The organism is Paenibacillus sp. PSB04 (assembly GCF_025809195.1).
Lineage (GTDB): Bacteria > Bacillota > Bacilli > Paenibacillales > Paenibacillaceae > Paenibacillus_AQ > Paenibacillus_AQ favisporus.
Genome location: NZ_CP081301.1, coordinates 7,059,794 through 7,082,005, shown reverse-complemented (window position 1 = coordinate 7,082,005; position 22,212 = coordinate 7,059,794). Strand labels below are relative to the sequence as shown.

Below are 22,212 nucleotides of genomic sequence, written 5' to 3'. Positions count from 1 at the left end.
ATGGTTATTCGACAAGAACGAGCTTATCCGATGGAAACAACAGACGGATTTCCTGCCCGTTCGCATAGGGCTGCTGCATTTCCTGGTTGACCGTAAATTCGCCCAGCGGCGTATCGACGACGTATTGGTAGCTGCGTCCAAGATACGTGCTGACTTTGACCTTGCCGGTCAGTACGTTGTCGCCGGAATTGATCTCCTGCAGCGTACCGGCAATGAGGTCGTCGGGGCGGATGGCGCCCTTCATGGTGACAGGCATGCCATCGGCCTTGGCGGCATGAAAGTGGTAGTCTCCCTTGCGCAGGGTGAAGAAGGAGCCTTCACTGTCCCGCTCGTCAAAATGGATGAAGTTGTTGAAGCCGATGAAGCGGGCGACGAATTCGGATTTCGGATACTGGAAAATGACCGACGGCTGATCCAGCTGCTCGATGATCCCTTTGTTCATGACGGCGACCCGGTCTGAAATGGAGAAGCACTCCTCCTGGTCGTGGGATACGTACACGGTCGTGATGCCGAGCTCCTGCTGGATGCGGCGGATTTCCACGCGCATGTTTACCCTGAGGTTGGCGTCCAGATTGGAGAGCGGCTCATCGAACAGGAGCAAATCCGGCTCAATGACGAGGGCCCGTGCGATGGCGACGCGCTGCTTCTGGCCTCCGGAGAGCGCCTGCGGGAATCTTTTTTCAAATCCGCCGAGGTTGACGATCTCCAGCATGTTCATGACCCGCTTCTTGATCTCGTCTTCCTTGACTTTGCGCTGGCGCAGTCCGAAGGCGACGTTGTCAAACACAGACAGGTGCGGGAACAAGGCGTAGCTCTGGAAAACGAAGCCGAAATTCCGCTTGTTGATCGGCACGCGCGTATAGTCCTTGCCGCTGAATTTGAAGGCTCCGTCCGTCGCTTCGAGGAAGCCGGCGATGAGCCGAAGGGTGGTCGTTTTGCCGCAGCCGCTGGGACCCAGCAGGGAGATCAGGTGGCCTTTCTCAATGGAAAGGTTGAAGTCTTTCAGAATATACTGCTGGTCATAGGCGACCGATACGTTTTCAAGTTGTAGTAGTGCCATCGTCTCACGCCTTTCGTTATTGTTTGGTGAAATAGGTTAGTCCGAGCAGCCTTTCGATGACGAACATGAACACGGCCGTGATCAGCATGAGCAGGACCGAGATGGCTGCGATGGTCGGGTCAAAATAGTTTTCGACGTAGGTCAGCATTTGGATCGGCAGCGTGCTGACGCCCGGACCGGTCATAAACAGCGAAATATCCACGTTGTTGAACGATTCGAGGAACGCAAGCAGCACCGAAGCGATGATGCCGGATTTAATGTTCGGCAGGACGACTTTGAAAAAGGTCGCAAGCCGGCTGGATCCGAGGCTGAGCGCCGCTTCCTCGACCGCGAAATCGAAGTTGGCGAGGCTGGAGCCGATGACCCGGATAATAAACGGCAGCATAATGATCGTATGGCCGATCAGGAGCGACGTATAAATCGGGAAGTGGAACGTGATGACGACGTACTTGAGCAGCGTAAAGCCCAGCACGATCCCCGGAATGAGCAGGGGGGACAGGAACACCGCATTCAGCGTATCTTTGCCCCGGAACGTCACCCGGTTCAAGGCGTAAGCGGCCGGAACGCCGAGCAGAATCGCAATCACGTTGCCGATCAGCGAGACGATGATCGACGTTTTGAAAGTCGACATGAACATCTCCACGTCAAAAATATTCTGGTACCATTTCAGCGAAAAACCGGTCGGCGGAAATTTCAGCACCGTTCCCGGCTCGAAGGACGTCACCGCGATGATCAGGAGCGGCCCGAGCAGGAACAAGTAAACGATAAAGGAAAAGAGGGCGAGCCCCGGATTTTTGGTCTTCATAGTTCTACCCCTTCGGATTGAATTTGGCCGCTGCTTTATTCATCAGCCCGATGACGATGAACGTAATGATCATCATGATGGTGGCAATGGCCGAAGCCGCCTGCCAGTCATTCAGCGTAATGGCGTTCTGGTACAGGAAGGTCGCGACGACGCGCTTTTTCCCGCCCAGCAGGGCAGGCGTGGTGTAAGCGGTCAGGCTGCCCACGAACACGAGAATGCTGCCGACGATCAATCCCGGTATACTGAGCGGGATGACGATTTTACGGAAAGCCGTCAGCTTGGACGCACCCAGGCTCTGCGCCGCCCGGACCAGATCGTGGTCGATGGACTCGAGCACCCCGACCAGCGTAATCAGAATCAAGGGAAGGAACAGATGGACCAGACCGATAATCATCGCCGTCGGTGTATAGAGAATGCTGAGCGGATCGTGAATGATCCCCAGCTTGATCAGCACATTGTTGACCAGACCGTTTTTGCCGAGAATGATCATCCAGCTGAAGGAGCGGACGACCGAGCTCGTGAGCAGCGGGAAAATCGCCAGCGCCAGCAAAATGCCCTTTTTGCGCGGAGGCATCATGGACAAATAGTAGGCGACCGGGAATCCGATCAGGATGCACAGCAGGGTGGTCGCGACGCTGACGAGCAGCGTCGTTCCCAAAATATCAAGGAAATACGAGTCCTTGAAAAATTGTAAGTAAATGCCGAACGTGAAGCTCCCGTCCTTGAACAGCGTCGAGCCGACCGTGAGGATCAGCGGAACGATCATGAACAAGGTCAGAAACAGCAGCCCGGGTGCGAGCAGCAGGTACAAGTATCGCTTTTTCATGAATGTAATCTCCTGTTATTGGTAGGATCCACCGCGCAGCACGGCGATAAAGCGGTTCAAAAATGCGTCTGAATCGGCATCGAGGCATACGTTCAGGTTCGGCTGGCGCTGCAAACGGTTTTGGAAATCGCACACCGTCTGCCCGTCGCACAGCTCGCTCCGGGTCTCCACATCGACGTATAGACGCTCCGTCCGAACCAGCTCGGGCCAAATGGCGGCGCCGACCGCCAAAGGGTCGTGCATGGCGCAGGCCCGGACCCCGTTGCGCTCATAGTAGCGCTCCATGTAATCCGATGTGCTCTGGCGCACGTAACCCGCGATCTCCGAGGAGCCGAGCGCATCAATGTGCGCGCTGGTCAGCAGCGCTTTGCGCGTCACGTCGAGTCCGACCAGCGTCAGGGACGGGAATCCGGCCTGAAAAACCAGGCGCGCCGCTTCCGGATCGACATGGATGTTGTATTCCGCTGTCGGCGTAATGTTGCCGTGCGTACGGACCGCACCGCCCATGACGACCAGTTCCTTGATATCGTGGACCAGGCCCGGATGCTTGGCGAGTGCAAGAGCCACATTCGTGAGCGGTCCGGTAGCGATCAGCGTGATTTCGCCGGGATAGCGCTTGGCCTGCTCTACAATGAAATCGGGCCCGAACATATCCGGGTCGGTCCGGTCGGCAGGCTGCATGTCCAAGAGGGCGCCGCCTAATCCGTCCTCGCCGTGCACGCGGTGCTCAAAGAGACGGTCCCGCAGGAGCGGCCGGGATGCCCCGGGATAGACCGAGATGGACGCCGGCGCCTTGATGAAGTCCAATATTTTGCAAGTGTTCAGGGTTGCAGTCGTCAGTGACACGTTGCCGTTGACTGTCGAGATCCCGAGCACGTCCAGCTCGCCGCTGCGGACAGCCAGCATAATTCCGAGCGCGTCGTCAATGCCGGTATCGACATCCAGGATGGCTTTCTTCACATGGATTCCCCTTTCAAAATGAAGGATATTCCGCCTTATATCCAGGCAGCGATGAATAAAAAGCAGGGGCGGGCAGCCCCTGCTGAATCATAACCCCGTAAGGCTGCTTATATTTACAAAAAAGGCTTGGCGTTACTTCGTCACTTCACGGTTGAAACGGTCCGTCCAGCTCTTCAGGTTTTTGTTGACGAACGCCATGTCCAGCTTTTGCAGTTTCTCAACGACGCTGGAGCCGTACGTTACGGCAGCAGCTTCCTCTGCGCTGAGGCTGACATTGCGGTTGGCAGGAGAGTCGACCTTGGCTTTAGCCGCTTTTTCCTGAACTTCCTGGCTAAGCTGCCAGTTGATGAAGTCTTCGGCAAGTTCTTTGTTTTTGCTTCCTTTGACGACGTTCAGCGTATTGACGATGGCGTACGCGCCTTCCGACGGCGTTACGAATTCGACGTTCGGGTCGGCCTTCTTCAGGTCGCCGAGATACATTTGCATGATCGGTCCTGCAGCGGCTTCGCCCTGTGTGAACATGTTGATGAACTCGGACGTCTGGCTGTAGTATTTCACGACGCTCGGATTGAGCTCGGCCAGTTTGCCAAATGCCTTGTCTTCATTGAATTCCGTGCTTCCAGCTACCTTGGAGGCGGCGTCGACCATCATCGGACCGCTGGTGGACGTAATGCTCGGCATCGTCACTTTGCCTTTCAGCTCCGGCTTCCACAAGTCAGCCCAAGAGGATATCGTCGTTCCGGCTGCCTTCTGGTCATAAGCGATACCCAATTGGCCAATCGTGTAGGCCGGACCGTAATCTTCGCCGTTTGGCGCTTTGGCGATATCATAGAGCGAGTCAAGGTTGCTCAGCCGGCTGCGGTCGATCTTTTCGAAGGCTCCCGCTTCAATACCCTGCTGTGCGTAGTAATCCGACAGATAGACGACATCGACGTCGGAGCTGCCCTGCAAAATTTTGCTCAGGCGGTCGGCGTTGTTTCCGGTCTCCAGGACGATTTTCACATTATGCTCTTTTTCGAATGGGGCATAAACTTCTTTATTGTAGAAATCCTCAGCAAATCCCCAGGTCGAGACGACCAGCTTCTTCTGACCGCCGGACGATCCGCCGGAGCTGCTGTCTTCGCTGCCTCCGTTTCCGCATCCCGCAAGTACCAGCGCTGCCAGCGTACAAGTCATGAGTCCCTTAATCCATGGTTTCTTCACAATCGATTCACTCCTGTAATGGTTTATTTTTTATTTGTTTTTCTGCTGCAGGCCGTATGCCGGGCTTCCGCCGCCGGGAAATTTTTTTCTCTGCTGTATATGATTGTTTTTCCCTACTGGACGGTTGTTGTATCCCCCTTTTGAATAGACATTTTGGCATGTCACAAGAAAAATCAAACAAATTCTATAACTAAATCTATAAACTAAAAAAGAAAAGCACTCTAGATAGAAGAAAATCTCTAACTAGAGCGCTTTTCAATGTAAACAAAGAATAGCGGCATCCGTTCTTGTTACGGTTCGGCCAGTCCTTAAGATAAATCAAAAGAAAAGGGCCGTATCATTCAGGCTGTGACATTATGATGTTCGTGACTGCCCACTGCGTGGCGGGATCATAGTCCCGAAGGAGAACCTCGATGTTTAGTCCCAGTTCCTCTTCCAGCCGAGATTTCAGCTTCTTCTTGTAAATCATCGACATGTAAAAATCGACCTCGTATTTCAAAGCCGGAACCTCGCCCTCGAGCACAGTGGAGCGGGGAGACCGACGGTGTCTGGCATACAAGGTAATCGCATCGGGCTGAATGCTTGTCTTCAATAAAGAAGTACCAAAGCCGAACAGCTCCTTGGAAACTTCATTATATACCTGACTCAGCTTCTGCTTGAATTCGTTGGAATCTAAATGAACCATTGGTCACCTACAAACGGTTGATTATTTTGGTGATGAGGAGTTCAGATAGGTCTATATTACATAAAAAAAGAGTTTTTTGCAAGACCATCGTTCGGGTTTTGTCGATTTTTGATGATAAATTAATGTCATAAATGATTTGAATTGAATCCATTCACGAACTTTCCAACCCATGTCAGGTTTTATCGACTGCTCCGAAACGAAAAATACGGTTGAAAAAGCATCAATTATAATACGGCCAGCCGCTGGAATCCCAATACAGATCGCTGATCAGCAGCTTGGGAGCGCCGTTCTCGGCTGCGCTGTAAGCGTGGCGTGCGATGATACTGATGCCTTCGATGTCCTGTCCGCCGGGACCGGCCCAAGCGCTGTTTCCGCTGTCGATGACCGACGCGCCGCCGTTTTTCATGTCGGTTCCGCTTTTGTCAACGTAAGGACCGAGGATGCTCTTCGAGCGTCCTACAGCAACCTGATACGTACTGTCCAGTCCGGAACAGCATTTGCCGATGGAGACAAACAAATAATAGTAGCCTGTGTTTGGATTGTACACGATGTTCGGCGCCTCAATGCCGCCGGATTTGGTCGCGATGCGGTAAGCGTTGCCCGACGGCTTCATGGTCGATTTGTCGATGGCTGTAATATAAATTCCGTTGCTCCATGAGCCGAATGTCAGCCACAGATTGCCTTTTTCGTCTTGGGTGAGGTTCGGATCGATGGCGTTATAACTGGACGAATCGTTTGAGGAGATCACCATTCCCTGATCCGTCCATTTGCCGCCGGAGATGGAGGTGGTCGTCACCAGTCCGATGGCGGACACTTTCGAGCCGAACGTGGAGATCGCATAATATAGGTAGTAAGTGCCGTTATAGTAGAAAATATCAGGTGCCCACACGTCCAGCCCCGATTGGTTCGGTACATAGCTGCTCCACCATGCGGGCTTGGCCGTAAAAATCGGCAGGGAACGGTTGTAGGTGGTTCCGTCCGTGGAATACAGCACTTGAAGGCCTGAACCGGTACTGAACACCCAATGGGTGCCGGTCCCCTTTTCAACGATATAGGCGGGGTCGTGAACGTTGGTGTCGCCTTTCAAATTCCAGGTTGAAGCGCTTACAGGAAAAACTGAACCGAGGAGAAGCAGGAGAGACAGCAGCACCGTCATCACCATTCGTTTACTTCGTTTCACCATTCTTGATCAGGCTCCTTTGACATGAGATTCATACAACTCTTTAATTTTAATGAAATATGAAACAGTTAAGTAATATCTAAAATTTATATCAATATTGAAAGCGTTGTCAATCATCTTTTTGAGATCAACGGCATTCTTTTTTGGCAGTTCCGGTATGAAATCAGGCTACGTGCCGCACTTGCTCAGCAATTTTGAATCGATGGAAAAGAATGTTATTCTACCTGTACGCCAAAATTTCCATGTTTTGAAGGAGGTCATCCGATGAAAGTCATCAACAGCTCCGTGTCCGCCATTCTGCTCTGTGCTGCCGTTACCGGCTGCTCCGCTGCGTCAGATGAACAACAAGGGCAAGGAAGCTCTGCTGGTAACGGTGCAGTAACAGAAGGCTCTGCCGCTGACGTTCAAGCCCTGTTCACGAGCGAAGGCGAACGTCCGGAGAAAGCGATCGTACAGCTCATCAAGGGGGCCAAATCCTCGCTGGATATTGCCGTGTACAGCATCAGCTACGAGCCGGTTGTGACGGCCATCATCGATGCGGCGGACCGCGGGGTTCAGGTACGGCTGATCACGGACCGGGCGCATGCCGAAGAAAAAGGGAAACAGAAGAAAGCGCTGAAGCGGATCCGGGAAGCCGGCGTTCCGGTCAAGGTGAATGCGCATGAAGGGAAGATGCATCTGAAAATGCTGATTGCGGATCAAAGCCGGGTGGAGGCCGGATCGATGAATTATTTGGAGTCCTCTGCCCAGGAAAATGACGACGTCGTGCTGATTATCAAGGATGCGGCCGTTGCCGCCAAGTTTGAGCAAGCGTTCAGCCATCTGTGGGACGATGCCGATCGTTTCACGGACTGGAGAGGGTGATATGTCAGAGGTCAGAACTTTTTTTGAATTGTAACTTACTTTTTTACAGTTAGTGTGATATGATAACTTCATAGCCAGTTGGAAATTTATACATACGGAGGCGAACAGCATGACGTCCTTTACAGACCTTGTCAAAGCAAGAAGATCCGCCAATAAATTCGACCCGAGCGTAACCATCAGCCCGCAGGAGCTGGACGACATGTTCAACCTCGTCAAATTTGCACCGTCGGCCTTCAACCTGCAGCACGCTCACTACGTTCCCGTCATCGATCAAACGAAGAAGGAACAGGTGCATGAAGCAGCATTCAAGCAGTACAAAGTGTTAACGAGCTCGGCCGTCATCGCCGTATTGGGCGATCTTGAAGCCTATCACAATGTGGGACCAATCAACGAAGGGCTGCTCAGCCTTGGCGTTATCGACCAGCGCGAATTTGAGGAGACGGTCAGCAGCGTAACAGACATGTATGAAAGCAGGGGCGACACGTTCAAGCGGGATGAGGCCATCCGGAACGCCAGCTTGTCCGCGATGCTGTTCATGCTGATCGCCAAGGACCGGGGCTGGGACACCTGTCCGATGATCGGATTTGATCCGGAAGCGCTGCGGAAGGTGCTGAACATTCCGGACCGGTATGTGCCCGCCATGCTGATTACGATCGGCAAGGAGGATGCGGGCAGACAGAGACCGCGCGGCTACCGGAAGCCGGTGGCGGAGTTTGTGACATATGACGGGTTTAACTGATTAAAAAAGAAGCAGCTGCAGTTCCAACGTTTTTTACGGTAAGTCCGTGCAATTATTCATAAAGTAGTGTCAAGCCAAAGCCCTCTCCGATATGCGGGAGGGCCTTTTCGTTTGCAATCCTTTGCTTATACGCTGTCATTCCCTTGATGCAGGAGGGGAGATCATGTCGATAAAATGCCGCGCCGCCTGGGACAGGTGGTGCTCCTTCAGCCAGATCAAGGCATACGGCGATGTTAAGTCCGGGTCCGCGATTCTCGCAACCTGAACATCATGACGGGTATGAAGCTTTACGATCGTCTCAGGGACGACCGCCGCCCCGAAGCCGCTGGACACTAAAGATAGCAGCAGGGGAATGTCCGAGCATTCGGCGATGATCCTGGGCTCGAAACGGTGCTTCGCGCAGGCCATCAGGACGGTGTAGTGGACGCCTAGTCCTTCTGTGCTTGGAAGGATCAGGGGGTAGTTTCGAATCTGCTCAAGCGGGATCTCCGGAGCAAGAGGCTCTGGGATAAGCTTCCTGGATGCCATCAGATAAAAGGGCTCTGTATTCAAATGAAGCACCGAGAACTCGTCCAGCGCAAGCGGAAGGCGGATGATCGCGAGCTCAAGCACCCTGCTCTTGACCATGCTGCACAGTTGGGCGGATTCGTTCTGCTGGATTTTGTAGGTGACCTGCGGATAGTTCTCCTTGAACCGCATCAGCGTATCGGGGAGATCCACCGACGACAGGGTGTTGATGCCGATGCGGAGTACCCCTTTAAAGCCGCTGCCGATCTCCTGAACTTCGGTCTTGGCTTCGTCCATCAGCTGCAGCAGCTTCAGGGCGTAGCTGTACAGTGCCTTGCCCGCTTCGGTCAGCTCCAGATGTTTGCCGCTCCGCTCCACAAGAGCCGATCCAAGCTCGTCCTCCAGTGCTTTTAGCTGCTGGCTCAGTGGAGGCTGTGACATGTGCAGCCTTCGGGCTGCGGCGGAAATCTGCTTTTCCTCTACGATGATCGTAAAATACCTCAGCTGTCTGATATCCATGGGTCATCCCTCCAGTCAATTCTGTTCAATGTATATATAAAACCTTTGCATTTCAAATATTATAAATATTTTTCATATATCAAATCCCATGTTAGCATACGGGATATGAGGCAGGGAAGTCTGCGCTTCTATCACAGGACCACCAAAGGAGGAAGGGCTTGATGGAACATTCATCATTATGGCTGACCCATGTCCGGCTGGAGACCGGCTGGCGTTACGAAGGAGACGCCGTCAGCGGTACGGAAACCGCATTGTACCATATCCGCATTTCCGAGGGGAGCATTGCCGAAATCCGGCCGGCGGATACGCTGCCGGAGGACGGCTTCCCCCACACGGACATGGGCGGGGCGTTGATGCTTCCGGCGATGCGGGACATGCATATTCATTTGGACAAAACGTATTACGGCGGCCCATGGAAAGCACCGGGACCTGCGCCCAAAGGCATCTTTTCCCGGATCGAGGAGGAGGAGAAGCTGCTGCCCAAGCTGCTGCCGACGGCGCAGCATCGAGCGGAGCGGCTTATCGAGCTGCTGCTTGCGTCCGGGACGACGCATTTTCGCACCCACTGCAACATCGATCCGGTTGTCGGGCTGAACAATCTGGAAGCGACGCTGCGTGCGGCCGAGACCTATAAGGACCGCGCCACCTTCGAGATCGTGGCGTTTCCGCAGCACGGGCTGCTGCGCAGCCAAGCGGCCGGCCTGGTGCGGGAGGCGCTGCGCAGCGGGGCTTCCCTGGCAGGCGGTGTCGATCCGGCCACGGTGGACGGCGACATTGAGAAGTCGCTGAACACGATGATGGAGCTTGCCGTAGAGGCCGACGCCGGGGTCGACCTGCATCTGCACGATCCGGGCCACCTGGGCGTGTTTACGATCCAGCGCCTCGCGGATCTGACCGAGCAGGCCGGATGGCAGGGCAGAGTCACGGTCAGCCACGCGCTGGCGCTGGCGGACATTCCGCCGGAGGAGGCGGCTGCGGTAGCCGCCCGGATGGCGGACCTTGGCATCTCGGTTACGTCGTCCGTACCGCTTGGACGGACGATTCCGATCCCGATGCTGGCAAAGCAGGGGGTTCGGGTGGAGCTGGGGCATGACAGCATCACCGATCATTGGTCCCCGTTCGGCAAAGGGGACAGCCTGGAGAAGGCCGGAACGCTTGCCGAGCGTTTCGGCTGGGGCAGTGAGGCGGCGCTTGGCGCCAGCCTCGGCTTTGTGACCGGCGGACGGACACCGCTGGACGGGGAAGGCCGCCGGGTGTGGCCGATGCCGGGGGATGAGGCCAGCGCCGTCTTTGTGGACGCCAGCTGCTCGGCGGAAGCCGTAGCAAGGCGGGCAGCGCGGAAAGCTCTGCTGCATCGGGGCAAGCCCGTTTTCGGCGTGAAATAGAAATGAGGGCATAGCCTCTTGTGAATTTTTTACCCCATAGAATGAACTAAATACAATGTGAAACTTTTAGTTCAATCTATAGAATAGAAAGGATGTTGATATCGATGCAATCAGCTCTTTGGCTTACCAACGTCCGCCTGGAGAGCGGACTCTATACCGACAACGGCGTGGTGACCGGCACGGAAACAGAGCTGTGCCATCTCCTGATCCGGGACGGCAAGATCGCGGATAAAATTCCGGCGAATCAGGCGATTACGGACGATCTGCCGCGGCTTGACGCCAAGTCGAATCTGGCACTTCCTTCTTTTATCGAGAAGCACTGCCATCTGGACAAGACGCTGCTCGGTTCCAAGTGGCGGCCGGTTACGCCGGCAAAGCATATTTTTGACCGGCTGGACGAGGAAAAACGCCTGCATGCGGAGCATGCCGTTTCCATCGCCGAGCGGGCCTCCCTGTATTTGGAGACGGCACTGCGATCCGGCGTCACGCATGTTCGGACCCATGTGGACATTTACCCGGAGGCCGGCCTCAAGCAGATGGAAGAGGTGCAGAAGGCGCTGCAGGCGTTTGATGGCAAGCTGACGTATGAAATCGTCGCTTTTCCGCAGCAGGGGCTCCTGCGCTCGCAGTCTGCCGGGCTTGTGCGGGAAGCGCTGCGCAGCGGGGCGTCGCTCGTCGGCGGGGTCGATCCGGCAACGGTCGATGGGGATGTGGAACAATCCCTGCGGACGATGGTCGAGCTTGCGGCCTCCGAAGGAGCGGGGATCGACCTGCATCTGCACGACCCGGATCATCTCGGGTTGTTTACGCTGAAGCGTCTGGCCAGCCTCACCCGGGATGCCGGTCTGGCGGGCAAGGTCGCTGTCAGCCATGCGTTCTGCCTCGGCGACATTCCCGCCGGGCAGGCTGAAGCAGCCGCAGACATGCTGGCGGAAGCCGGGATCGGCATTATCACGAGCGTGCCGATGAACCGCAAGTTTCCGCCCGTACGCCTGCTGCAAGGCAGGGGCGTATCCGTGTCGGTCGGCTGCGACAACGTCTTTGACGTATGGTCGCCGTTTGGCACCGGCGACATTCTCGAGCGTGCCGGCCGCCTCGCCGAAATCTCCGGCTGGGTGAACGAGCAGGCGCTCGCGCAGGGCCTGCAGTACATCACGGGCGGAGTAACGCCGCTTGATGCCGAAGGCCGCCAGTCTTGGCCGCAGATCGGCGATGAGGCGAGCCTTGCGCTGGTCGACGCGTCGTGCTCGGCCGAAGCGGTCGCCCGCAAATCACCCCGGGTGGCTACATTGTTCCGGGGGAACGTCGTGGCCGGAGCGCTGGACTGAAACAGTAGGTCGGGGTCGGTCCTTGCCGTGCCGCTGGACTGACTGAAGCCCAATAGACAGCTGGGCTCTGCGGGCCGGGGGACAAACTTGAAAGCCGTCAGCCTCTGCGATGCAGGGTTGGCGGCTTTTTTATGCCTGCGGTTTGGAGCCTGAGGGGATTTGCCGACAGGTGAGATGACTTCGCTTATCTAAATTAGGTCTTGCAACAATACGCAGGGTTTTCTATAATCAAGACAGAAATTAATGGAACTGTGTTTCATTGTATGAAACATATCATCGAGAAAGTACAGCAGGATGCAGGTTCGTGGTTCGTTGCGAGGGCATGATCTAATGATGCTAAAGGAGCGTGAAGCATGATGAGCAGTGACAGCAAGGCAAGATTTTCAAACCGGGTGGAGAACTACGTCAAGTACCGCCCAAGCTACCCTGCAGAAGCGGTGGACTACCTTTACTCCGTGGTCGGCATGAAGGCCGATTCGGTAATTGCCGATATCGGTGCGGGTACGGGCATTTTCTCCAAGCTGCTGCTGGAGCGGGGCAGCAACGTTATCGCCGTGGAGCCCAATGCAGCCATGCGGGAAGCGGCGGAGCAAGAGCTCGGCGCGTCGCCGAATTACCGCTCGCACGCCAGCGCTGCGGAAGATACCGGGTTGCCTGCGGACGCGGTCGATTTCATCGTGTGCGCCCAATCGTTTCATTGGTTTGACCGTCCGGCCGCGAAGGCGGAGTTTCACCGGATCCTGAAGCCCGGCGGCAAAGCCGTCCTGATCTGGAACTCCCGGCTCACGAGCGGCACGCCTTTTCTGGAGGGATACGAGCAGCTGCTGCGTCTGTACAGCAAAGATTATGAGAAAATGACCCACAAAAACATTTCCGGGGCGCAGCTGCAGCCGTTTTTCCGGGATGAAGGCATGCACACCGCGGTATTTGGCAACCGTCAGCTGTTTAATCTGGAAGAGCTGATCGGCAGGGCCATGTCGTCTTCCTATGTGCCGGCCGAGGGCGAGCCGAACCATGAGCGGATGAATCAGGGGCTGCAGGAGCTGTTTGAGCAGACCCAGGTGGACGGGAAGATCAGCTTCGATTACGAAACGGAATTGTTCTGGGGTGAAGTGTAGTGGAAGTTTCGTCCCGGTCCGGACAGCACAAAAGCCGCGGATGCCCCAGCTAATAGACGCAGGGCTCCGCGGCTTTTTGCGATATTTAGAGACGGTCCAAGATCATGAGAAATGAATAAATATCTTAGTCAGGCTGAGCCATTTCTGCTTGCAGGAAAGTCTCCCGCTGAACGCGAACGCGTGCCCGACTCATGTAAACTCAGCTAGATGGCATACGGCTCAAAGCCTCAAGGGTGCTTGCGGATAATCGAATCATCCTCTTCCATAAAGGGCCACGCCGGATATTCGATCGGCAGCCGGCTCACCTCGTCCAGACGGGCCAGTTCGTCATCTGTCAGCACGATCCCGCTGGCTTCAAGGTTGTCCTGCAGCTGATCCGGCCGCTTGGCGCCGACGATTACGCTGGTTACCGCCGGCTGGTTCAGCACCCAGGCGAGGGCGATGCGGGCCACGGTAGACTCGCGGGTTTTCGCGATGTCCTCCAGCACGTCGATGATGGAATAGGCTTTATCCACATCTACCGGCGGAAAAGCAAACTTGGTGTGCCGGTCCTCGCTGTTTCCGGTACGCGTGCGGGCGTATTTACCGGACAGGAAGCCGCCGGCAAGCGGGCTCCATACGAGCAGGCCCATGTTCTGATCCTTCAGGACGGAAATAATTTCCCTTTCGATGTCGCGTCCGGCCAGTGAATAGTAGGACTGGCTGCTTTTGAAGGCATGCAGGCCAAGTTCCCTGGAAATGCCCCGGGCTTTCATCAGCTCCCAGCCGGTCATATTGGAAGAGCCAATGTAGCGGACCTTGCCGCTGCGGACCAGGTCGTCCAGCGCCCGCAGCGTTTCTTCCCAATCGGTCAGCTGGTCCGGGTTATGGATTTGATACAGGTCGATGTAGTCCGTGCCGAGCCGCTTCAGGCTTTCCTCGACCTGGCGCATAATATGCAGTCTGGACAAGCCGAGGTCGTTCGGGCCGCTGCCCGTACGCCCCCTCACCTTGGTGGCGATAATGACGTCCTGCCGCTTCGCTCCAAGCGCTTTGCCGAGAATTTCCTCTGAGCGTCCGCCGGCGTAAATGTTGGAGGTATCAAAAAAGTTGACCCCAGCATCGAGCGCCTGCCACACAAGCTGTGCAGCGTCCTGCTCTCCCAGCCCGCCGAAAACGCCCCATTGTCCGCCGCCGCCAAACGTCATGGCTCCCAGCCCGATCTCCGATACCAGCACGCCTGTATTTCCCAACAAATTGTATTTCATTTTTTATCCCTCCAGGTTTTGTTTTAAGAGATCAGAATGTAAGCTTCAGTGGTCAAACATCCTGATCTCGCAAGAAAAACTTCCGCTAAACGCGGTCTGTCTTCTCAGATGTACGTCGATAGATGTTTTTGTTAAGAGATTAGAATGTAAGCTTCAGTGGTCAAACATCCTGATCTCGCAAGAAAAAGTTCCGCTAAACGCGGTCTGTCATCTGAGAATGTACGTCGATGAATGTTTTTGTTATATTGATGGAGACGGGGAAACCCGATCAAAGACGCAAAAGTGCGGGAATTTTTTTGAAAAATTTATATTAAACGCAGGATAAATATAAAAAAGCCGTGTTCTACGGGGAGGGAGATGTCATAATGCAGGATAGACCAGCACAGGAAAAGGGATATGAACCGAAGCAGGTACACACAGCCGTGAACCATTCCGTGATGACGGAAGATCAGGCCGGATACACGGATGCTGCAGGATGGAAAGCTAATGGCTGCCGGCCGGCGATCACGCCGGAAATGCTGTGGGATCAATATCACGAACCGATTTCCGCTTTCGTCGCGCGCCGGACGAATCGCCACCCCGATACCGAAGATATCGTGCAGACAGTCTTCATGAAGGCTTACCTGCACCTGCCGGAACTGCAGGACCCGGATCGGCTTCGGGCCTGGCTGTATCAGATTGCCCGGAATGCGGTGACGGATCACTTCCGAAAGGAGAGACGGTTGGATGAACTTCCGGAGCAGCTGCCCAGCGTTGCGGAAGAGGAAAGCGAAGATTTCTCGCAGGAGGCGATCTGCGGGATGAAAGGCGTTATTCCTTACCTGCCGGATAAGTACCGGGAGGCGGTTGAGCTCTCCGAACTGAAAGGGATGTCGCAGAAGGAACTGAGCGAGAGGCTTGGCATTTCCTATTCGGGGGCCAAATCGAGGGTCCAGCGGGGCCGTGAAATGGTGCGGGAGCTGATGAACAGCTGCTGCACGATCCGAACAGACAAGTACGGCAGCATCATCGATTACCGCGTGAACCTGCCCAAGCCGGTCGTCTACGGAAGGGTTGCCAAGAAGCCGGCACGGCGAAAAGCTTCGACCCGGGCGGAGCGTTAACGTATTTGGGTGGGTCAGCGAATGTTGTTAATCCCTTCGTTGTAAAGAACACGTCACAATAATGAGTGGCGTGTTTTTTGATTTGAAGGGATATTTTGCCATGGTGTCGAATCATACAAGGATTTGCCTAAATATGACAAAGAGGGGTTATGAACTTGAACGTAACATGGAAAAGAAGGCTGTCCACGATTGCGCTGGGCGCCTTGATGATGGGTGCCGTCCCGGCTTTCGGCCATCAGACGGCTTTTGCCGACGGGGCTCAGCAGCTGCAGATTAAAGACATCGCCGGCAAAAATACGTATCTGATGAGTGACGGCTCGATGTGGTCTATGGTCGACGGAAACCGGACCATCTATACGAAAGGCTCGGTCGACGAGATTTCGGGGAACGTGTACGAAGGCTTGGGCATTACGCGTGACGGCCGGTTGGTTGAATGGGATATCGGCATGAAGCCGCATGTGGTCGAGGGGAAAAGCGGAATCAAGCAGGTGTCCGGGCCGTACCGGCTTCAGGCCGATGGTACCGTCTGGGCCGGTGACAGCAAGCTGAAGAATCTTAGCGGCATAACGCTGATTGGCTACGGGGAGAAGGATTTTGCCGCATTGACACAGAGCGGAGAGCTGTTGTTCAAGGATCCGTACAAGACCGATCAATACAAAAAAGTCGGAACCGTAAACAATGCCGGATCGGTCAAGTCGATGGCCGTCCATGATGACCGCGTCGCTCTGCTGTACACAGGTGGAGAAGTCGTGGTCTATCAAATGTCGAACTTTGACGACAATGGCCGGGTTATCCCGGTAACCGTTGCTACTGATGCGGTACATATTTCTTATGTTTCGGCAGAACCAACCGACGTGCTGATTGTGACTCGCAAGGATGGAACCGTATGGCAGACGGGAGAATACTCGAACCGCTGGAAGCTGACCACACAGGTTCAGGGGCTGAGCAACGTGGTCAAGACGGCGGTAGATTCGTATAAGGATGACTTGACTGAAGGCATTTACGCGCAGCGTGCCGACGGGACATGGGTCATCAGCAAGGGCGGCGAGGTCCAGCCGGTGGAGGTGCCTGCCGTTAAGGCGGTGTCCATGTCCGTCTCCGATAAGAAGCCGTATGTTGGCGATACGGTACAGGTCGATATTCAAGAGACGTATACCAACGGGGCCAAGCTGAAGGTGCCTCTGAAGGAAGCGCAGCTTGACATGGACAAGCCTTACCTGCTGAAGGTGCAGCCTGACGGCAAGCTGAAAGCGGCCGGCGTAGGCGAAACGAAGCTGACGGTGACTTCTGGCAGCGTCTCCTCCAGCGTGACGGTGACGGTCAGCCTCCGCGATCCGTTGAAATATGCCAAACAGATCAAGGGAACCGTATATCTTCCAGCCAAGACGGTGTTCAAGGCGATGGGAGGTACGGCTGAGGTATCGGGTGGAAATTGGAACGCTGCTCTCGGGGATGCGAAGCTGTCATTTAAGGCCGGCAGTCAGGCAGCCCAATTTAACGGCAGTCATCTGACATTAAAAGCATCGCCAATCATCGACAAAGGCGAAACGTATATCCCTGCCTCCCTGCTTGCCGATACGCTGGGGGCCAAGGTCACCTGGGATGCCCAATGGCGGCAGGCCGAAGTTGCACTCGGTCAGGGCAAGATGACGATCGTCTCCCAAGACACTGCGGGCTTGATCAAGAAAGCAATGCAGGGCAGTCTGGCCAAATTCATCGGGAAAACGTATTGGGTGAACGACTTTGATGGCTGGGAACGGTTCTCCAAAGTCACGGTGACGGATGTTCTTCCCACGGACACCGGAAGCTTTGTCGTCGTTTTCAAATCGGCTGCTGGAAAAACGCTGAAGAGCTACGCCATGAATACGTCGGAAGTGACGCAGTTGTTTGCCGACTCGACGTACTTTTTGAAATATGATCCCTATACAAAGTATAAATGGTCATCTTCCGTCTGGAGCCAGATCAAGGCGGGCAATGTAACGCTTGGCATGACCAAGGAGCAGGTGCTGCTGTCCTGGGGAAATCCCGCCGCCAAAGATATCCAGTCCGTGAACGGAACGAAGATCGAGACCTGGGGCTGGTCCAATTACGATGTTGTCTCTTTCATCGATGGCAAGGTTACATTAATCATCATGTAACGGCTGGATCAGCAATCATTTGAGCCGCCAGTCCATTTACATAAACCGGCGCCGGGTACACCCCGGTGGCCGGTTTTTTTAGATCGTGTCACAGGAAAAATAAACTGCGGCTTGCCATGAAAAAAATGCCGTGCTACAATACTGACTGAACGTTCGGTATATATATGTATTGGAGTGAGCGTCATGAACCAGAAGCAGCTGCAAAGCGAACAGACCAAGAGGAAGATTGCAGATGCCGCCCGCACGCTGTTTGTTCAAAAGGGTTATAAGGCGACTTCGATCGAAGATATCGTGGCCGCGACCGGGAGCAGCAAAGGCAACATCTACTATCACTTCAAGAGCAAAGAAGGATTATTCCTTCACCTGCTCGAAGAGTGGGACCGCGAATGGGAACTGAACTGGGAGCAAAACGAGCACTTGTATAAGACCACTACCGATAAGCTGTATGCCGTGGCGGAACAGTTGGCGGCTGACGACTTGAACCATCCGCTCACGAAGGCAGCCGATGAATTTTTTCATAACGAAGAAAAGACATCCGAAGTGGAATCCCGTATGGCCGAGATGAAGGTCAAGCATTTGGCGTTTAATCAGAACCTGCTGCAGGAAGGAATCGACCGCGGCGAATTCATGCCGGGCGATGCCGAGCGGCTCGCGGCCGTGCTGGAGGCGATTTTTTTCGGCGCCAATCAGCTGTCGCGCAGATTAAACCCTGAGAAGACGACCCTGCTGTACCGGGATGCCGTCACTGTTTTTTTGAACGGAGTGGCGACGGATAAGCAAGCAAAAGAACGATAGCGGAGAATGGTCTTCGTTATCTCACGCCATAATACATAACGAACGTTCAGTATACATGCTGAATTTGCTTACGGAGGCTTTTTTATGTCGCTGCTAGTTAGAAACCGGGGAGCCATTCTGCTCCTCATGCTCAACAACTTCATTATTTTTACGGGCATCGGACTTATCATTCCAATTATGCCGAGTTATATGAATCTGCTGCACATTAACGGAAGCGTGCTGGGCCTGCTGGTCGCGGCCTTTTCCATCACGCAGCTCGTCTTTTCGCCGATCGCCGGCAGGCTGTCGGACTCCATCGGCCGCAAAAAGGTTATCCTGGCCGGACTGCTGCTGTTCGCCGTGTCGGAATGGTTGTTCGGCGCTTCCAGCACGCTGCCATTTCTGTTCCTGGCGAGAATGCTGGGCGGGGTGAGTGCGGCTCTGGTTATGCCGGCCGTCATGGCCTATACAGCTGACGTCACAAGCGAGGAAGAGCGCGGAAAAGGGATGGGCTTCATCAACGCTGCCATCACGACCGGTTTTATCATCGGACCCGGCATCGGCGGCTATCTTGCCGAATATGGCATTCGGGTTCCTTTCTACGCTGCCGCGGTCGGCGGGCTTCTGGCCATGGCGGTTACCGCGTTCTTCTTGCGGGAAGTGCCGAAGGCCGCGCAGACCAGCGACGGATCGGATACCAAGATGGCACCGGCCGGATTGCTGCGCCAGTTGGCGGGTGCCTACCGGGCCCCTTATTTTATCAGTCTGATCGTCGTGTTTGTCGCTTCGTTCGGGCTCGCCAATTTCGAGACGGTGTTTGGGCTGTTTGTCGATCATAAATTCGGCTTTACGCCTAAGGATATCGCCTTTATCATTACGTTCGGCTCGGTCTGCGGGGCGGTGGTGCAGATCACTATCTTCGGCTGGATCCTGAACCGGTTCGGAGAGAAAAGAGTCATCACGCTTAGCATTTTCGTATCGATCCTCTTTATTATTTTCACGCTGCTTGTGCATACGTTCTGGCTTATGGTCGCCGTGACCTTCGTTCTGTTTCTGGCGATGGATATTTTGCGCCCGGCCATCGGGACGCAGATGTCCAAGTTTGCCAATGAGGAGCAGGGTTATGTGGCGGGGCTGAACTCCGCGTTTACGAGCCTTGGCAACATTATCGGCCCGATCATTGCGGGGGCGCTGTTTGACATGAATGTGAATTATCCGTACATTCTCGCGAGCATCGTGTTGGTATTCGGATTCCTGCTGTCCTTCAAATCACGGGAAACGCAGTATGAGCTGGAGTCCAGATCGGTTCGTTAATACAGAAACAGGTTAGAATGATATATAAATAAACACCGGAATATGATGAAAAATCCTCCGAGCCCTATGGGCCCGGAGGATTTTTTTGTATCTATTAGCGGAATAAAGCCGCAAGTCATGGCCATGGTCCCTGTGAATCCGCGCCAGCTCTAAGCTTGTGGGCAGACAACGGCCTTCCATGAGCAGGCAGCCACTCGCCGCATCAGCTTGTCGGGGCAAAGTTCCGCAGCAGCGGGTGCAGTCCGGGCAGCGCTTCGCACTGCCGGATCGCTTCCGCCGCGAGTGCGGCGATTTCCCGCGCACCCCGGTGCGAGAAGTGTGTGTCGTCGGCGATCCCATCGGGATAATTGGGATGGGACCCGGCGGGCAGATGCATAAACAGATGCTTCGACTCCTCCTGGCCCATCCGGAGATACAGCTGCTGGGAAGCTGCAAACAGGTCAAGCAGCGGCGCGCCAGCCTCCTGCGCAGTTTCACGCATTGCCTCGGGGTAGGGACCGACAGCGTCGGGATCCGGAAGTCCCTCCGCCGTGAACCGGCGGCGGCTGACGGAAGTCAGCAGGACGGGGATGGCGCCGCGCGAGCGGGCCGATTCGATAAACCGCTTCAGGTTGGCGCGGTATTCCCCGCCGGGAGCAGGATCCGCGAAGCGCGAAGGATCTTCCTGCTTCTGATCGTTGTGGCCGAACTGGATGAACACGTAGTCGCCAGGCTGAAGCTCGTTCTCCACGGCGGCCCAGCGGCCCTCGGCGATAAAAGAGCGGGTGCTGCGCCCGTTGATGGCCCGGTTGTCTACCCGGATCGCCGGATCCAGGTGCTGCTGGAGGTATTCGCCCCAGCCGGTCATGGGCTTCTCGATGGCGCCCTTCAGGGCGGCCGTGGAATCGCCGACGATATACAGTGTCATGGTCATAGAACGGAGTCCTCCCTTTCTTTTACCAGAGACCCAAAAGTGGTCTGCTGGCATGGCTTGGGGTGGTTATCGCTCAGCATTGCCTCACGCTCATGCTTAGGAACGAAGCGCTTCGGGAATGCCGAGCTCCTTGAAGCCGAAATACCGCTCCGCGTTGCCGTAGGCGATATCTTCCACGATTTGTCCGAGCAGCGCCTCATCGTCAGGCGCTTCCCCGCGCTCGGCCCACTCGCCGATCAGCTCGCACAGCACGCGGCGGAAGTATTCGTGCCGGGTATAGGAAAGGAAGCTGCGGGAGTCGGTCAGCATGCCGACGAAGTTGGCCAGCAGGCTGTTGTCGGCGAGCAGGGTAAGCTGATGACGCATGCCGCTGCGCGTGTCGTTGTACCACCATCCGGAACCGAGCTGGAATTTACCGGCCGTATCCTTTTGATAGCAGCCCATCAGAGTCAGCAGGACGGGATAGTCGTTCGGGTTGAGCGAATACAGAATCGTTTTCGGCAGGCCCTGGCCGCATTCAGCACGGTCGAGCAGCCGGGACAGCGGGCCGGCCAGCGGCAGGTCGTTCAGGGCGTCATACCCGGTGTCAGGCCCCAGACGCTTGAACATCGGCGTATTGTTGTTGCGGAAGGCATGGATATGCAGCTGCATCGTCCAGTTTTTGCTGTGATACAGTCCGATCAGCGCGCTCAGCAGCTCCGTGCGGTAAACGGTGATTTCCTCCAGAGAGAGCGTCTCGCCGGCCATTCTTTTCGTGAAAATCCGCTCCAGCTCTTCGGCGCTGCCCTCCTGATAACGCAGCACGTCGATCGCATGGTCCGAGAGGCGGCAGTCCTGCTCATGGAAAAAGTCGATCCGCTGCTTCAGAGCATCCAGCAGTTCGGCATACGTCGTGACCTGCTGGCCCGCGGCTTGCGCAAGGCGCTCCAGCCAATCGGTAAAACCGGGAGCGTCGATGTTCAGCGCCTTATCGGGGCGGAAGGCCGGGAACACGCGGAAGCCGGTGTCCTCTTTTTTCAGCAGCTGGTGGTATTCCAGCGAATCGGCCGGATCATCGGTGGTGCAGACGACCTTGACGCCCGAATTCTTGATGATGTTCCGCCGCCGGAAGTCATCCGTCGCCAGTTTGGCGTTCACCTGTTCCCAAATCCGCGGGGCGGATTCTTCGTTCAGCAGTGCGGTAATGCCAAAGAAGCGGCGCAGCTCCAGATGGGTCCAGCTGTACAGGGGATTGCCGACCGTTTTCGGGACAGTCCGGGCCCATGCCAGAAACTTGTCGTAATCGGAAGCGTCGCCGGTAATATGGGATTCCGGGATGCCGTTCGCCCGCATTAACCGCCATTTGTAATGGTCCCCGGCGAGCCAGGCTTCGGTCAGGTTGCGGAAGTTCTGGTTGTCATAGATTTCCTTGGGGTCGAGGTGGCAGTGATAGTCGATGATCGGCATGTCTTTGGCATGCTGATGAAACAGCTTGCGGGCGGTATCGGTCGTCAGCAGAAAATCGTCGTTCAAGAACATGGTCCACAGCTCCTTTGGATAAAAAT

Annotated in this window: 20 protein-coding genes; 9 read left to right on the top strand and 11 right to left on the bottom strand. The window is 55.3% G+C overall.

Annotated features, from left to right (window positions below; all coding sequences use genetic code 11):
• Positions 1–4: 4 nt before the first annotated feature.
• The 7 genes from K2F33_RS32475 to K2F33_RS32445 all read right to left on the bottom strand — a co-directional run bounded on the left by K2F33_RS32475 (position 5) and on the right by K2F33_RS32445 (position 6,722).
• A complete protein-coding gene (locus K2F33_RS32475) occupies positions 5–1,060 on the bottom strand; it encodes an ABC transporter ATP-binding protein (protein WP_076170357.1) in 1,056 nt (351 codons plus the stop codon).
• A 16-nt stretch (positions 1,061–1,076) separates the two neighbouring features.
• A complete protein-coding gene (locus K2F33_RS32470) occupies positions 1,077–1,865 on the bottom strand; it encodes an ABC transporter permease (RefSeq protein WP_263880604.1) in 789 nt (262 codons plus the stop codon).
• 4 nt (positions 1,866–1,869) lie between these two features.
• The gene (locus K2F33_RS32465) at positions 1,870–2,691 is read right to left on the bottom strand and encodes an ABC transporter permease (protein ID WP_076170355.1); all 822 of its coding nucleotides are present in this window, start codon (positions 2,689–2,691) and stop codon (positions 1,870–1,872) included.
• Between the two features lie 15 nt (positions 2,692–2,706).
• Positions 2,707–3,651 (bottom strand): nucleoside hydrolase, encoded by a 945-nt coding sequence (locus K2F33_RS32460; protein ID WP_263880603.1) that lies wholly within the window; start codon positions 3,649–3,651, stop codon positions 2,707–2,709.
• Positions 3,652–3,783: 132 nt separating this feature from the next.
• Positions 3,784–4,827, bottom strand: coding sequence for an ABC transporter substrate-binding protein (locus K2F33_RS32455; RefSeq protein ID WP_145137863.1), 1,044 nt, complete (start codon positions 4,825–4,827; stop codon positions 3,784–3,786).
• A gap of 364 nt (positions 4,828–5,191) precedes the next feature.
• Complete coding sequence (locus K2F33_RS32450) at positions 5,192–5,539, bottom strand: Na-translocating system protein MpsC family protein (protein WP_089545915.1); 348 nt, start codon at positions 5,537–5,539, stop codon at positions 5,192–5,194.
• A 220-nt stretch (positions 5,540–5,759) separates the two neighbouring features.
• Positions 5,760–6,722: a family 43 glycosylhydrolase gene (locus tag K2F33_RS32445; protein ID WP_263880602.1), complete on the bottom strand. Its 963-nt coding sequence runs from the start codon at positions 6,720–6,722 to the stop codon at positions 5,760–5,762.
• A gap of 261 nt (positions 6,723–6,983) precedes the next feature.
• Here K2F33_RS32445 and K2F33_RS32440 point away from each other — a divergent pair, with 261 nt between their 5' ends.
• Both K2F33_RS32440 and K2F33_RS32435 read left to right on the top strand, forming a co-directional pair.
• Positions 6,984–7,583 carry a phospholipase D-like domain-containing protein gene (locus K2F33_RS32440; RefSeq protein ID WP_263880601.1) on the top strand — a complete coding sequence of 200 codons (600 nt, stop codon included), beginning with the start codon at positions 6,984–6,986 and terminating at the stop codon, positions 7,581–7,583.
• Positions 7,584–7,692: 109 nt separating this feature from the next.
• Positions 7,693–8,322, top strand: coding sequence for a nitroreductase family protein (locus tag K2F33_RS32435; protein WP_076170352.1), 630 nt, complete (start codon positions 7,693–7,695; stop codon positions 8,320–8,322).
• 135 nt (positions 8,323–8,457) lie between these two features.
• Here K2F33_RS32435 and K2F33_RS32430 read toward each other — a convergent pair whose 3' ends face one another.
• Complete coding sequence (locus K2F33_RS32430; protein WP_076170351.1) at positions 8,458–9,348, bottom strand: LysR family transcriptional regulator; 891 nt, start codon at positions 9,346–9,348, stop codon at positions 8,458–8,460.
• A gap of 161 nt (positions 9,349–9,509) precedes the next feature.
• Here K2F33_RS32430 and K2F33_RS32425 point away from each other — a divergent pair, with 161 nt between their 5' ends.
• The 3 genes from K2F33_RS32425 (at position 9,510) to K2F33_RS32415 (ending at position 13,179) form a co-directional block, all read left to right on the top strand.
• Positions 9,510–10,733, top strand: a complete 1,224-nt coding sequence (locus K2F33_RS32425; RefSeq protein WP_263880600.1) for an amidohydrolase — start codon at positions 9,510–9,512, stop codon at positions 10,731–10,733.
• A gap of 104 nt (positions 10,734–10,837) precedes the next feature.
• On the top strand, positions 10,838–12,061 hold the full coding sequence (locus K2F33_RS32420; protein WP_263880599.1) for an amidohydrolase: 1,224 nt from the start codon (positions 10,838–10,840) through the stop codon (positions 12,059–12,061).
• A 353-nt stretch (positions 12,062–12,414) separates the two neighbouring features.
• Complete coding sequence (locus K2F33_RS32415; RefSeq protein WP_263880598.1) at positions 12,415–13,179, top strand: class I SAM-dependent methyltransferase; 765 nt, start codon at positions 12,415–12,417, stop codon at positions 13,177–13,179.
• A 227-nt stretch (positions 13,180–13,406) separates the two neighbouring features.
• On the opposite strand, the gene K2F33_RS32410 is transcribed toward K2F33_RS32415, so the two are convergent.
• Positions 13,407–14,426 (bottom strand): aldo/keto reductase, encoded by a 1,020-nt coding sequence (locus tag K2F33_RS32410; RefSeq protein ID WP_263880597.1) that lies wholly within the window; start codon positions 14,424–14,426, stop codon positions 13,407–13,409.
• Positions 14,427–14,791: 365 nt separating this feature from the next.
• On the opposite strand from K2F33_RS32410, the gene sigZ reads away from it, so the two are divergent.
• The 4 genes from sigZ (at position 14,792) to K2F33_RS32390 (ending at position 19,755) form a co-directional block, all read left to right on the top strand.
• Positions 14,792–15,529, top strand: a complete 738-nt coding sequence (gene sigZ / locus K2F33_RS32405; RefSeq protein ID WP_263880596.1) for an RNA polymerase sigma factor SigZ — start codon at positions 14,792–14,794, stop codon at positions 15,527–15,529.
• A 155-nt stretch (positions 15,530–15,684) separates the two neighbouring features.
• A complete protein-coding gene (locus K2F33_RS32400) occupies positions 15,685–17,667 on the top strand; it encodes a stalk domain-containing protein (protein WP_263880595.1) in 1,983 nt (660 codons plus the stop codon).
• A 183-nt stretch (positions 17,668–17,850) separates the two neighbouring features.
• Positions 17,851–18,462 (top strand): TetR/AcrR family transcriptional regulator, encoded by a 612-nt coding sequence (locus K2F33_RS32395; RefSeq protein ID WP_089545931.1) that lies wholly within the window; start codon positions 17,851–17,853, stop codon positions 18,460–18,462.
• Positions 18,463–18,546: 84 nt separating this feature from the next.
• Positions 18,547–19,755: an MFS transporter gene (locus K2F33_RS32390; protein WP_076170343.1), complete on the top strand. Its 1,209-nt coding sequence runs from the start codon at positions 18,547–18,549 to the stop codon at positions 19,753–19,755.
• A 202-nt stretch (positions 19,756–19,957) separates the two neighbouring features.
• Here the strand turns inward: K2F33_RS32390 and K2F33_RS32385 are convergent, their stop codons facing one another.
• Together K2F33_RS32385 and uxaC are read right to left on the bottom strand one after the other, a co-directional pair.
• Positions 19,958–20,668, bottom strand: a complete 711-nt coding sequence (locus K2F33_RS32385) for a rhamnogalacturonan acetylesterase (RefSeq protein WP_263880594.1) — start codon at positions 20,666–20,668, stop codon at positions 19,958–19,960.
• Positions 20,669–20,764: 96 nt separating this feature from the next.
• Positions 20,765–22,186, bottom strand: coding sequence for a glucuronate isomerase (gene uxaC / locus K2F33_RS32380; RefSeq protein ID WP_263880593.1), 1,422 nt, complete (start codon positions 22,184–22,186; stop codon positions 20,765–20,767).
• Positions 22,187–22,212 lie beyond the last annotated feature (26 nt).

Coding starts and splice junctions, on each gene's coding strand:
- K2F33_RS32475 (WP_076170357.1), bottom strand. CDS start 1,060: ATGGCACTACTACAACTTGAAAACGTATCGGTCGCCTATGACCAGCAG.
- K2F33_RS32470 (WP_263880604.1), bottom strand. CDS start 1,865: ATGAAGACCAAAAATCCGGGGCTCGCCCTCTTTTCCTTTATCGTTTAC.
- K2F33_RS32465 (WP_076170355.1), bottom strand. CDS start 2,691: ATGAAAAAGCGATACTTGTACCTGCTGCTCGCACCCGGGCTGCTGTTT.
- K2F33_RS32455 (WP_145137863.1), bottom strand. CDS start 4,827: ATGACTTGTACGCTGGCAGCGCTGGTACTTGCGGGATGCGGAAACGGA.
- K2F33_RS32450 (WP_089545915.1), bottom strand. CDS start 5,539: ATGGTTCATTTAGATTCCAACGAATTCAAGCAGAAGCTGAGTCAGGTA.
- K2F33_RS32445 (WP_263880602.1), bottom strand. CDS start 6,722: ATGGTGAAACGAAGTAAACGAATGGTGATGACGGTGCTGCTGTCTCTC.
- K2F33_RS32440 (WP_263880601.1), top strand. CDS start 6,984: ATGAAAGTCATCAACAGCTCCGTGTCCGCCATTCTGCTCTGTGCTGCC.
- K2F33_RS32435 (WP_076170352.1), top strand. CDS start 7,693: ATGACGTCCTTTACAGACCTTGTCAAAGCAAGAAGATCCGCCAATAAA.
- K2F33_RS32430 (WP_076170351.1), bottom strand. CDS start 9,348: ATGGATATCAGACAGCTGAGGTATTTTACGATCATCGTAGAGGAAAAG.
- K2F33_RS32425 (WP_263880600.1), top strand. CDS start 9,510: ATGGAACATTCATCATTATGGCTGACCCATGTCCGGCTGGAGACCGGC.
- K2F33_RS32420 (WP_263880599.1), top strand. CDS start 10,838: ATGCAATCAGCTCTTTGGCTTACCAACGTCCGCCTGGAGAGCGGACTC.
- K2F33_RS32415 (WP_263880598.1), top strand. CDS start 12,415: ATGATGAGCAGTGACAGCAAGGCAAGATTTTCAAACCGGGTGGAGAAC.
- K2F33_RS32410 (WP_263880597.1), bottom strand. CDS start 14,426: ATGAAATACAATTTGTTGGGAAATACAGGCGTGCTGGTATCGGAGATC.
- sigZ (WP_263880596.1), top strand. CDS start 14,792: ATGCAGGATAGACCAGCACAGGAAAAGGGATATGAACCGAAGCAGGTA.
- K2F33_RS32395 (WP_089545931.1), top strand. CDS start 17,851: ATGAACCAGAAGCAGCTGCAAAGCGAACAGACCAAGAGGAAGATTGCA.
- K2F33_RS32390 (WP_076170343.1), top strand. CDS start 18,547: ATGTCGCTGCTAGTTAGAAACCGGGGAGCCATTCTGCTCCTCATGCTC.
- K2F33_RS32385 (WP_263880594.1), bottom strand. CDS start 20,668: ATGACCATGACACTGTATATCGTCGGCGATTCCACGGCCGCCCTGAAG.
- uxaC (WP_263880593.1), bottom strand. CDS start 22,186: ATGTTCTTGAACGACGATTTTCTGCTGACGACCGATACCGCCCGCAAG.